The following is a 12,509-nucleotide window of genomic DNA, read 5'->3' as shown; positions in this document are numbered from 1 at the left end:
TAACACAAGGGAAACAATAAGGAAAAGCTCACCTGCGATAAATCCAGTGTTTTCAAGGGCTTGTGGAGAATTTAATAACAAAATATAACAGTTATTAAATCTCTTAAAACAGGTGAAATCTCAATTCAAGTTTTCTTGACATGATTCCTGTGAGGACGGCATTGACAAAGTTAAGTATTCCGATAATCCCTATAACAGCACACAGCAGACCGCCAAGCAATATAAACATATTTTTAAAACTGTCAAATTCCTGACGGACCTTAGCTTTACTTTCAAATGAAAGTGAAGATGAAGGTGCGGAAGTTATATTTTTAAGGTAGTTCTCAGTCCGTATCTCAGCTTTTTTGTTTTTAGAGTCTAACATATAAAATAATGGTGAAATTTTTTGCCTGCTATCATTTTTCAGGTTGTCGGTTGACATTACCACATTATATCCGGTTACAGAACCGTATCTAAATCCCATTGAAAATGGAACTTTCACAAGTGCACATACCGTATATGTGACTTCGTGTTCTTTGGCTATGTAGTATTCCATATATTTTTTTGGGGTGTCATCGGTTACTTTTTTGCCTGTCCGATTATCAATAAAATAAGCATTATCAATATATGACATTGTGAACTTATCGCCGACTTTTGGGTATATTCCTATGTTTTGTGGATTGCCGTAATCATCAGTCATTACACTTATAGCTATATTGTGCTGTTTTTTGTCTTTAAGTGGAGAAATGCTGCCGGAAAAGACTTTAACTTTATTTAAAAGTTTTATATCAATTCCCTCAATAAGTGGATCGGATGCAACTTTATCTCCCTTTTTTCTTATTGAATTGAGGTTTTGTTGTAATTCTTTTTGACTGAAAGTGCCTTTACACATATTTATATAGGTCTTTTTATCAACCCATCCTACCACATCAGTTGAAGGCAGGAAATATCCACATCCGGTTAATTTGTTATCTGTATTTGCAGTGATACGGCGAATATCCTTGTCTGAGATACAGTGTTCACCGTCAATTTCATATCGGAAATAGCTTTTTGTACTTACAATGAAATCAGAGCATACACTCCGTGAAACAAATCTGTTCATATCAATTCCATTTACAAAGAAAAACAATGTATTTAGAAGCGCTACGGAGAGTGAAAGGGATATGACAACAAGGAAAGTGCTCAGCTTGTTCCTGCCAAGATTTGTAAATGCCATCTGGTAAACTTTTGCACCTCGGGTATGTTTTTTCTTCTTTTTTGTGTTTGAATTGTCCGTATATTTTACCGCTTCAACAGGGGAAATCTTAGAGGCGATAAATCCCGGACGCAGACATGACATAAGTACGGTTAATAGTGAAAAAAGTATTGATATTACAAAAATAAGCGGGGATATGCTTATAGAGGTGCTTTCTGTACTAAGCGTAGTCTGTGAGATTATGGCAGGAAACAGAGTAATACCGCTGAAATATCCTATAAATAGTCCGATTGGAATACCTATTGCACAAAGAAGCAATGCATGGATATAGATTATCCTGCGAAGCTGATGTGGAGTGACACCGATTGTCTTTATAAGACCGTAAAAATGTATGTCATTTGTTACTGAAATCTGAAAAATATTGTAGATGATAAGGTATCCGGTAAATATGACAAGTATTAGGAAAGCCACAATTCCGACAAGCGTTACGGGGTCTGTGTTTTCTGCAACTTTTTCAGAGGTGTAGCCCCAGTTTACACCGATACGTACACTGTTTTTTTCGTCTCGTGTCTGCCAGTCATACCCGAAGTCTTTATCAATCTGTTCCATTTGTTTTTCGATATTATGGCTTGATTTAAGCATAACATTTAAGTCTGTCCGAAAATCATCAAGTCCGTTTTTTTTGGCTTCTTTGATAATATTTTCAGTATATTTTTTTGAAACATTGATATAGTGAACCGGCATTAAACTATTATAGTCGTAATAACCTGTAAGTTTGAAATAGTCCGTTTTTTCAAATGTTTTACTTTTATTGTCACTTACTGTATAGGTAAGTTTTATCTTTGTTCCAAGTTTTGCTTTGGCACCGAGGAGCTTTAAAGCCGTAGTATCCATTGCTATTTCATCGGAGTTTTCCGGATTTCTGCCTGTTGTTGGTTTTGCATAACTCCATTTTGAGCAGTTTTCATCCATATAACTGACTTCGCCTGAAATCTGTCCAAAATAATCTGATTTTATAGAACCAATGCAAGTTCGTTTACCGTAAGCTTTTATTTTTGAATGGGTGATAAGTTTGTCTGCCTGTTCGTCAGTTACATCTTTAAATGTCCCGTGTGAATAACCACCAATCTGACGGAATGAGTAAGTTTGATAACTGTCATTTAGTGAAAGTGCTATCGTGAAAAGTGATGTAAACAGGATAGTTGTAAGTATAATTGCGATAACAGCTATTATATTTCTATTTTTTGCAGCACGCAGAGAACGGTAACTCAAACGGAAGATACATTTTTTATTTTTTACATTCATGAGTTTGTCCTCCTAATCTTTAGTTATTACATGACCGTCTTCAATATGGATTATATGGTCTGCTGTCTGTGCTATTTCTTCGTTGTGGGTTATCATTACCATTGTCTGGGAAAACTTTTTGCATGAAACTTTTAGCAGACTTAAAACGTCCTGACTTGTTTTTGAATCGAGATTTCCGGTTGGCTCATCCGCAAGTATTATTGCCGGAGCGGATGCTAAGGCTCTTGCGATGGCAACACGCTGTTGCTGACCGCCGGAAAGCTGGTTTGGGAGAGAATTAAGTCTTTTTGATAAACCTAAGGTATCTGTTATCTGTGTTATAAAACTTTTATCAATTTTTCTTCCGTCAAGTTCAAGGGGAAGTACAATATTTTCATAGAGATTTAAAACAGGCACGAGATTATATGCCTGAAAAATGAAACCTATTTTTCTTCTGCGGAAAATAGTAAGTTCCTCATCGTTTAATGAAAATATGTCTTTGCCGTCAACAGTTACGTTGCCGGATGTCGGAGTGTCAAGTCCTCCAAGCATATGAAGAAGAGTTGATTTGCCACTGCCGGATGTGCCTACAATGGCGGCAAATTCACCGTTTTCAATAGAAAGATTTACATTTTGTAGTGCATGTACAGTGTTTTCACCGGAGCCATATGTTTTTGTAAGATTTTCTGTTTTAAGTATTGTCATAATAATCCTCATTTCTGCACACGTTATGGGTGCATATAAAAATTGTGTCAGGTGTGCACAGACACAAATCTTTAGAAATAAAATAATTTTATACTAAAATGCCCCAATCTAAAATTTATTATTGTCTGGAAAAAAGTATCGCATATAAAACTTTCTAGAATCTTTCAAGAGGTAAAGTGAAATCTTACAGTTTTGAAAGAAATACAGAAAAAGTAGAGCCCTGACCGCGTGAAGAAGCAACTTTGATATATCCATTTTCGCCGGAAATTATTTTTCTTGTGAGATATAGGCCGATTCCTACGCCTTCTGTAGTATTAACATTTTCGCAACGGTAAAATCTTGAAAAAATCTTTGAATAGTCATGTTTGGAAATGCCCATACCGGTATCAGAAATATCAATGCGGACGAAAAATTCATATACTATGACATCAATCGAAATGCCGCCGGAGGATGTGTATTTGACAGCGTTATCAACTATATTGCACAAAGCTTCGAGCGTCCATTTGGCATCAAACAGTGCTGTGGCAGAAGTTTTGGTGTTTTTAATGTATAAACCCTTTGCTTCAGCTTTTTGTTTATATTGAATAAAGACTTTATCAAGTAATGGCTGCAGGTTTTGTATTTTAGGAGAAAGGGATATAATCCCGGTTTCAAGCCGTGACAGTTTTATAAGAGAATCAATCAGAAAACGCAGTTTTTTTGCCTGTGAATAAAGTGCGGTAAGATTATTTTTTGAATTTTCGGAAAGTTCATCTTCTAAAAGGAGTTCACAGTAGAGAAGTATGTTCGCAATAGGTGTTTTTGTCTGATGTGATATATCGGCTATAAGAGTTTTGATGCTGTCTTTTTCCTGTTTAATATTTTGCGTTGAGAGAGCAGAGCCGGAAAGGTATTGTGCAAATTTTGTCTCAAGTGCAGAGAGACGGCTTTCATCAAAACTATTTTCGATAAATTTACCGTTTAGTGCGGTATCTATCATGTTTTCAAGGGAAGAAAGAAGATTGTCGGTTTTATGTCTGTTTATAAACATTGCAGTTATGCAAAATAAAATAATTATAAATTGAGCCAATATAATAAAATCTTTAATCATAGGATTCCTTTCGTTGTATTAGTGTATTTTATCAATGATACATTGAACTATGGTCAGATGTTTTTTATGTTATAAATGTTTTGTAATTAGAATAATCCGTGTTTTATTTTTTGTCCCATTTATATCCAATTCCGTAAATGGTATGTATGTAATCAGAAGCACCGAGTTTGTCACGTAATCTTTTGATTACCACGGAAAGAGCATTGTTGTCTACATAATCGCCGCAATCAGTCCATATGCGGTCGGTAAGAATATCACGGGTCATGACATGTCCACGGTTTTCGACAAGCAGACACAGGAGTTTTTGTTCTGTTTTGCTTAATTCAACGGGTGTACCGGAAACGAAAAAATTAAGATGTACAAAGTCGAATGAAAAGTTATCTATTGTTATAACTGAACTATCAGTTTTGGAATCATGGCAGGGGTGTTTTCTTAGCTGGGTATTTACCCTGGCACGAAGAATGGCAAGGGAAAAAGGTTTTGTAATGTAGTCATCAGCACCAAGTTCGAGACCGTTTACAATATCTATGTCAGTATCATTGGCTGTGAGTAGAATGACAGGAATGTCCGGAAAATCAGTTTTTAATTCGGTGAGAAAATCAAGACCATTTCCATCGGGCAGGGAGATGTCAAGCAGTATAAGCGAAGCCATAAAGCAGACAAGCTGTTGTCTTGCAAGTTTCAGGCTTGTACACGAAAAAATCTGTCTGTCATCTGATTTAAGAGCCTGACAAAGTCCTTTGTTAAGGCTTATGTCATCTTCTATTATGAGAATTTGTTCCATTTGGATAGTCCTCGTTTCTATAGTTATTTTTCCTGATAATTGTATGACGAGTAGAGAATAAAAGCAAATAAAAATTTGTGAGTTGCATTTTTTAGCAGGTTGTGTGACATTGATGTATGTGGGTGTTATGCTTGCTTATGGATGGTAACAGTAGTATTATTATATTACTTTAGAATGAGTAGGATATACTGTAAATAAGATGGAATTATTGTTAACGGTTCGACAGGCATGAGCGGTGGCAGATAAAAGTAATTGTGAATAGGAGTGGTTTGAAAATGTTTGGATTTTTGAAGAATGGTAAGATATATAAAGAACTTGATGAGATAATAGCACAGATAGATTCTAATGTCGCAAATAATTATAAAGATGCAGCGCAGGAAGCGGTGGAATGTTTAGAAAGAAAAATAAATGAATTTTGGGAAAATGGGCAGCTTAGTGAAAAGAAGAAGTTGGAATATAGTGCAAGGCTGACGAGGTATAAGAGAGAACTTGAGGGATTTACACATAAGGATCAGAAGCCGTATTGGAGTTAGTGCGTGTTTAAAATTTTTAAATGTGGTAGGATGTATGGAGAGGGGAAACCTTGATAGGGGGAAGATTTTTGTGGAAAAACTGAATAAAAGGTAATGGCAAAACGGAGGCAGAGTATGGCAAAAACAGTAAGTATAGGAAATCAGAGTTTTGAATCAATAAGAAGACAAAATATATTTTATATAGATAAGAGTGAATTTATAAAAGAGTGGTGGGAGAATGAGGATGTTGTAACACTTATCACTCGTCCACGCCGATTTGGTAAGACATTGAACATGGACATGTTAAACTGTTTTTTTTCAAATAAATTTACAGATAGAGGTGATTTATTTGAAGGTCTTGAAATATGGAAAGAAGAAAAATATAGGAAGCTTCAGGGAACATATCCGGTGATTTTTATTAGTTTTGCTGCTGTAAAGGGAGACACATTTGAAATAACAAAACAACAGATTGTTACACAGATAGTGCATTTATTTGAGGAAAAAAGATTTTTGCTTGATGCGGATGTTATGAGCGAAAGTGAGAAAATTAAATATAAACAGTTTGTATTAGAACCGGAAAAATTTGATATATCAGCGAAATTAAATGAATTGAGTGATTATTTAAGCAGATATTATAACAAGAAAGTGATTATACTTCTTGATGAGTATGATACGCCAATGCAGGAAGCTTATGTGTATGGCTTTTGGAAAGATATTGTTTCTTTTATGAGAAGTTTATTTAATGCTACGTTTAAAACGAATCCGTATCTTGAGAGAGCAGTTATGACAGGTATAACGAGGGTATCAAAAGAAAGTATCTTTTCTGATTTGAATAATCTTAAAGTTGTGACAACGACAAGTGATGAATATGCGGATTGCTTTGGCTTTACGGAAAAAGAGGTTTTTGATGCACTTGATGAGGCTGATATGTCTAAGGAAAAAACAAAAGTAAAGGAGTGGTATGACGGATTTACTTTTGGAATTGTAAAAGATATATATAACCCGTGGTCTATAACGAATTATTTGAAAACAGGAAAGTTTAGTGCGTATTGGGCAGATACAAGTTCTAATGGATTAGTGAATAAGTTGATTCAAACCGCTCCGGCTGAAACGAAAGAGCTTATTGAACAACTTTTGAAAGGTGAGAGTATAGAAGTAAAGTTTGATGAGCAGATAGTATTTGAACAGCTTGACAAAAGTCATGATGCAATATGGAGTTTGCTTGTAGCAAGTGGATATCTAAAGATAGATTATGTAGAATATAAAGGTTTGCTTTTGAATCCATGGTATCATATAAGTATAACAAATTTTGAAACATTAAGCATGTTTGCAAATATGTTTTCAGGGTGGTTTGAAAGTTCAGATGCGAGATATAATGATTTTATTAAAGCTTTGCTTAGAGGCAATATAAAAGAAATGAATTATTATATGAATAAAGTAGCGCTTGCGACATTTAGTTATTTTGATACAGGAAAACGACCTTCAGAAATATCAGAACCGGAAAAATTTTATCATGGATTTGTGCTGGGACTTATTGTTGAACTGAGTGACAAATATGAAGTAAAGTCAAATCGTGAAAGTGGTTTTGGCAGGTATGATGTTATGATTGTGCCATTTGATAAGAAAGAGGATGCAATGGTACTTGAATTCAAGGTTTATGATTCGGATGAGGAAAATTCGCTTGAGGATACTCTTTCAAGCGCATTAAAGCAGATAAATGAAAAAGAGTATGATGCAGAACTTTTAAGCAGAGGTTTTGCAAAAGAAAAAATCAGACATTACGGCTTTGTATTTAAAGGTAAGAAAGTACTTATTGGTTCCTAGTGCAGCGACCTGTTCATGTTTAGCTAAATAACTTACCTGTTGAATTTATAAGAGAAAAAACAGCTTAAAAAAATAAATTTTATCAATATTATATTTAGAACACAAGTTTGATAAAATGAAGAAAATAAACTTAAAATCAATTTCACTTAATTTTTTTAGTAAAAAATATAAATTGACTAAATAATATTGCTTTTTTTATCAAAAAAATATATAATCAAACCAGTTTGATGAACAAAGGGGTTCAGCAAATGATGAGAAAACATTTATCAGCAGACGGATGTCTATACAGCATCTGTTTTCTGAGAAAGTTTCTTCTATATATGCATAGTATGTTTATTTTTAATGTATTTGTATGCGTATTATATAGGAGTTTCTATGTGAAGAAGTGTTTTCTGTTATTTGCTGAGCCTCTTTTTGTTTACTATATGTAAATCAAATATATCCAAAGAGTAAAAGAAAAACACAAAGTTGTAGAATATTGATATGGAGGTAGAAATGATGACAAATACTGAAACTTGTAACAGCAGGGTTTTAGCAAAAGCCTCAAAAGTTATTGACCATGAAAAGAGAGGGCTTTACGATCCTCGTTACGAACATGATAACTGTGGTATTGGTTCTATTGTAAATATTAAGGGAAATAAAACACATGATACTGTTTCGGGAGCTCTTGATATTGTTGAAAAATTAGAGCATCGTGCCGGTAAGGATGCAGAAGGCAAGACCGGTGATGGTGTTGGTATTCTTTTACAGATATCACATAAATTTTTCAAAAAAGCAGTTAAACCACTCGGTTTTGAAATTGGAGAAGAAAGAGATTATGGTATTGGAATGTTTTTCTTCCCACAGGATGAGCTTAAAAGAAACCGTGCTAAGAAAATGTTTGAAGTCATTATTGAAAAAGAAGGACTTGAGCTTCTTGGATGGAGAAAAGTTCCGACTGAACCTGACATATTAGGTCATAAAGCACTTGAGTGTATGCCATGTATTATGCAGGCATTTGTTAAAAGACCTGAAGATGTTGAAAAGGGACTTGATTTTGACCGCAAACTGTATGTTGCACGCCGTGTGTTTGAGCAGAGTAATGATGATACATACGTTGTCTCATTTTCAAGCCGTACAATAGTTTATAAGGGTATGTTCCTTGTTGGACAGCTTCGTCTTTTCTTCAAAGACCTTCAGGATCCTGATTATGTATCTGCTATCGCAACAGTGCATTCAAGATTTAGTACAAACACAAATCCAAGCTGGATGAGAGCACATCCAAACAGATTTATCGTTCATAACGGTGAGATTAACACTATTGTAGGTAATGCAGATAAGATGCTTGCACGTGAGGAGACAATGGAGACATCACTTCTTGCAAATGATTTCCACAAAGTCCTTCCGGTTGTAAATCCAAATGGTTCGGATTCGGCAAGACTTGATAATACACTTGAATTTCTTGTAATGAGTGGTATGGAACTTCCGCTTGCTGTCATGATTACTATTCCTGAACCTTGGGAACACGATATGAGCGTAAGCCAGAAGAAGAGAGATTTCTATCAGTATTATGCAACAATGATGGAGCCTTGGGATGGTCCGGCTTCAATCCTTTTTTCTGATGGTGATATTATGGGAGCTGTTCTTGACAGAAACGGTCTTCGCCCTTCACGTTATTACATTACAACTGATGACCAGCTTATCCTTTCATCAGAAGTAGGCGTTTTTGATATTCCACCTGAAAAGATTGTCAAGAAAGACAGATTGAGACCGGGACGTATGCTTCTTGTTGACACGGTTAAGGGTGAGCTTATTGATGACGAGGTTCTCAAAGAAAAATATGCATCACGTCAGCCTTATGGTGAGTGGCTTAACAGCAACCTCGTTACATTGAAAGAACTTCGTATTCCTAATAAAAAAGTTGAGGAATTTACAGATGAAGAAAGAGCAAGACTTCAGAAAGCATTTGGATATACTTACGAGGATTACAAAGAGTCAATTCTTCCAATGGCACAGAAAGGTGCAGAGCCTATTGCTTCAATGGGTACTGACACACCGCTTCCAATGCTTTCAGATAAGCCGCAGCCTTTGTTCAACTACTTTAAACAGCTTTTTGCACAGGTTACAAATCCGCCTATCGATGCAATAAGAGAGGAAATCGTAACATCGACAAGCGTTTATATTGGTGAGGACGGAAACCTGCTTGAAGAAAAAGCAGACAATTGTAAGGTGCTTAAAATCCGTAATCCTATTCTTACGGATACAGACCTTATGAAGATTAAATATATGGATAAAGAGGGATTTAAGTGTGTGGATATTCCTATTACTTATTATAAGAATACATCACTTAAAAAAGCACTTGACCGTATGTGTCTTGAAGCTGACAGAGCTTACAAGGAGGGTGCAAATATTCTTATCCTTACTGACAGGGGAGTTGATGAGAACCATGTAGCTATTCCGTCACTTCTTGCAGTTGCTTCAATGCAGCAGCATCTTGTAACTACAAAGAAGAGAACAAGTGTGGCAATGATTCTTGAATCGGCAGAACCAAGAGAAGTACATCACTTTGCGACAATCTTAGGATATGGAGCATGTGCGATAAATCCTTATCTTGCACATAGCACAATAAAAGAACTTATTGACCAGAATCTTCTTGATAAAGACTATTATGCAGCAGTTGATGATTATGATTCAGCAGTTCTTCACGGAATTGTAAAAATTACTTCTAAAATGGGTATTTCTACAATCCAGTCATATCAGGGTTCAAAGATTTTTGAGGCGATTGGTATATCAGAGGATGTCATTGAGAAATACTTTACTGATACAGTATGCTGTGCAGGAGATATTACACTTGAGGATATTGAAAAACAGGTTGATGCACTTCATTCAGCAGCATTTGACCCACTTGGACTTGAGACGGATATGAACCTTGAAAGCCGTGGTCAGCATAAAGAAAGAGGACACAAAGAGGAGCATTTATATAATCCTGAGACAATTCATCTTTTACAGCAGGCTACATGGACAGGAAGTTATGAACTGTTTAAACAGTATTCAAAATGCATAGATGAAAAAGAGCATAATGTAACACTTAGAAGCATGCTTGATTTCAATTATCCTAAAAAGGGAATTTCAATTGATGAGGTTGAGAGCGTTGACGAGATAGTTAAGAGATTTAAGACAGGGGCTATGTCATATGGTTCAATTTCTCAGGAGGCACATGAGACACTTGCCATTGCGATGAATCACCTTCATGGTAAATCAAACAGTGGTGAGGGTGGTGAGAGTCTTGACAGACTTCTTACAGCAGGACAGCCTGAGGACAGATGTTCAGCAATCAAACAGGTTGCATCAGGACGTTTTGGTGTTACATCACGTTATCTTGTCAGTGCAAAAGAAATTCAGATTAAAATGGCACAGGGAGCTAAGCCGGGTGAAGGCGGACATCTTCCGGGAGGAAAGGTTTATCCTTGGGTAGCCAAAACAAGACATTCAACACCGGGTGTAAGCCTTATCTCACCTCCACCACATCATGATATCTATTCTATCGAAGATTTGGCGCAGCTTATCTATGACCTTAAGAATAGTAATAAAGATGCAAGAATATCAGTTAAGCTTGTTTCAGAAGCAGGTGTAGGAACGGTAGCGGCAGGTGTTGCAAAAGCCGGAGCAGCAGTTATTCTTATTTCAGGATATGACGGAGGTACAGGAGCAGCCCCTAGAAGTTCAATTTACAATGCAGGTCTTCCTTGGGAACTCGGTCTTGCTGAGACACACCAGACACTGATAATGAACGGACTTCGTTCACGTGTCCGCATTGAGACAGACGGTAAACTTATGACAGGGCGTGATGTACTTGTGGCTGCACTTCTCGGAGCAGAGGAATATGGTTTTGCAACAGCACCGCTTGTAACAATGGGTTGTGTAATGATGCGTGTATGTAATCTTGATACATGTCCTGTAGGTGTAGCAACACAGAATCCTGAACTCAGAAAGAGATTTAAAGGAAAACCTGAATATGTTGAGAACTTTATGAAGTTTATTGCGCAGGAACTTCGTGAGTACATGGCTTTGCTTGGAATTAAGAAAGTTGATGACCTTATCGGACGTACAGACCTTCTCAAAGTAAAGGATGACCCTAAGGTTAAGGAACATCATATCAACTTTAATGAGATAATTGATTCATCATTTGCCGGTGAGAGAAAAGAAAATAAATTCAATCCAAAGAATGTATTTAACTTTGAACTTGAAAAGACAATAGATGAGAAAGTTTTACTTCCTAAACTTAAAAAGTCACTTCAGACAGGTGAGCCTGCTAAAGTTACTGTAGATGTTACAAACATAAATCGTACATTTGGTACAATACTTGGTTCTGAGATTACAAAGAAATTCAGTGATACACTTGAGGAAGATACGATTACAGTTGAGTGTCACGGAAGCGGCGGACAGAGCTTTGGAGCATTTATTCCAAAGGGACTTAAACTTGAACTTGTCGGTGATTCAAACGATTACCTCGGAAAAGGTCTTTCGGGCGGAAAGATTGTTGTATATCCGCAGACCGGTACTAAATTCAAGGCAGAGGATAATATAATTATCGGTAACGTTGCACTGTACGGTGCTACAAGCGGTAAGGCATTCATAAACGGTATTGCAGGTGAGCGTTTCTGTGTTCGTAACTCAGGTGCTACAGCAGTTGTTGAAGGTGTCGGAGACCACGGATGTGAATATATGACAGGTGGACGTGTAGTAATACTTGGACCAACAGGAAAGAACTTTGCAGCAGGTATGAGTGGCGGTGTTGCGTATGTACTTGATGAAAACAGTGATTTATACCTTAAGCTTAACAAAGAACTTGTATCGTCACAGCCTGTTACTGACAAATATGATGTACTTGAGTTGAAGAAAATCATAGAGGAGCATGTTGAAGCTACAAATTCAGAAAAAGGAAAGAATATCCTTGAAAACTTTAGCGATTATCTTCCTAAATTTAAGAAAATTATTTCTTATGATTACAGCAAGATGCTTCAGCTCATTGCTCAGATGGAAGAGAGAGGTTTAAGCTACGAGCAGGCGCAGATAGAGGCATTTTATGCACACAAAAATCAGGCATAATCGATAATAGATACTGTGTATACGCAGACCTGGCATCCGGTCAGGCTG

Annotated in this window: 7 protein-coding genes; 3 read left to right on the top strand and 4 right to left on the bottom strand. The window is 36.4% G+C overall.

Annotated features, from left to right (window positions below; genetic code table 11):
- Positions 1-103: 103 nt before the first annotated feature.
- From ACZLXV_RS11975 to ACZLXV_RS11960, 4 genes are all read right to left on the bottom strand, one after another.
- The gene (locus tag ACZLXV_RS11975) at positions 104-2,479 is read right to left on the bottom strand and encodes an ABC transporter permease (protein WP_482383574.1); all 2,376 of its coding nucleotides are present in this window, start codon (positions 2,477-2,479) and stop codon (positions 104-106) included.
- 12 nt (positions 2,480-2,491) lie between these two features.
- The gene (locus ACZLXV_RS11970) at positions 2,492-3,163 is read right to left on the bottom strand and encodes an ABC transporter ATP-binding protein (protein WP_482383573.1); all 672 of its coding nucleotides are present in this window, start codon (positions 3,161-3,163) and stop codon (positions 2,492-2,494) included.
- A 184-nt stretch (positions 3,164-3,347) separates the two neighbouring features.
- On the bottom strand, positions 3,348-4,253 hold the full coding sequence (locus ACZLXV_RS11965) for a sensor histidine kinase (RefSeq protein ID WP_482383572.1): 906 nt from the start codon (positions 4,251-4,253) through the stop codon (positions 3,348-3,350).
- A gap of 103 nt (positions 4,254-4,356) precedes the next feature.
- Positions 4,357-5,037, bottom strand: a complete 681-nt coding sequence (locus tag ACZLXV_RS11960; protein WP_482383571.1) for a response regulator transcription factor — start codon at positions 5,035-5,037, stop codon at positions 4,357-4,359.
- A 275-nt stretch (positions 5,038-5,312) separates the two neighbouring features.
- Between ACZLXV_RS11960 and ACZLXV_RS11955 the strand changes: the two genes are divergently transcribed.
- The 3 genes from ACZLXV_RS11955 (at position 5,313) to gltB (ending at position 12,461) form a co-directional block, all read left to right on the top strand.
- Positions 5,313-5,570 carry a hypothetical protein gene (locus ACZLXV_RS11955; protein ID WP_482383570.1) on the top strand — a complete coding sequence of 86 codons (258 nt, stop codon included), beginning with the start codon at positions 5,313-5,315 and terminating at the stop codon, positions 5,568-5,570.
- A gap of 114 nt (positions 5,571-5,684) precedes the next feature.
- Positions 5,685-7,373: an AAA family ATPase gene (locus ACZLXV_RS11950; RefSeq protein ID WP_482383569.1), complete on the top strand. Its 1,689-nt coding sequence runs from the start codon at positions 5,685-5,687 to the stop codon at positions 7,371-7,373.
- A gap of 495 nt (positions 7,374-7,868) precedes the next feature.
- On the top strand, positions 7,869-12,461 hold the full coding sequence (gene gltB / locus ACZLXV_RS11945; protein ID WP_022223684.1) for a glutamate synthase large subunit: 4,593 nt from the start codon (positions 7,869-7,871) through the stop codon (positions 12,459-12,461).
- Positions 12,462-12,509 lie beyond the last annotated feature (48 nt).

The organism is Butyribacter sp., from assembly GCF_056818865.1.
This window is presented reverse-complemented; position numbering and strand designations above follow the sequence as displayed.

Bases quoted from the DNA above. Each gene is read 5' to 3' on its own strand.
- ACZLXV_RS11975 (WP_482383574.1), bottom strand. From the start codon at position 2,479: ATGAATGTAAAAAATAAAAAATGTATCTTCCGTTTGAGTTACCGTTCT.
- ACZLXV_RS11970 (WP_482383573.1), bottom strand. From the start codon at position 3,163: ATGACAATACTTAAAACAGAAAATCTTACAAAAACATATGGCTCCGGT.
- ACZLXV_RS11965 (WP_482383572.1), bottom strand. From the start codon at position 4,253: ATGATTAAAGATTTTATTATATTGGCTCAATTTATAATTATTTTATTT.
- ACZLXV_RS11960 (WP_482383571.1), bottom strand. From the start codon at position 5,037: ATGGAACAAATTCTCATAATAGAAGATGACATAAGCCTTAACAAAGGA.
- ACZLXV_RS11955 (WP_482383570.1), top strand. From the start codon at position 5,313: ATGTTTGGATTTTTGAAGAATGGTAAGATATATAAAGAACTTGATGAG.
- ACZLXV_RS11950 (WP_482383569.1), top strand. From the start codon at position 5,685: ATGGCAAAAACAGTAAGTATAGGAAATCAGAGTTTTGAATCAATAAGA.
- gltB (WP_022223684.1), top strand. From the start codon at position 7,869: ATGATGACAAATACTGAAACTTGTAACAGCAGGGTTTTAGCAAAAGCC.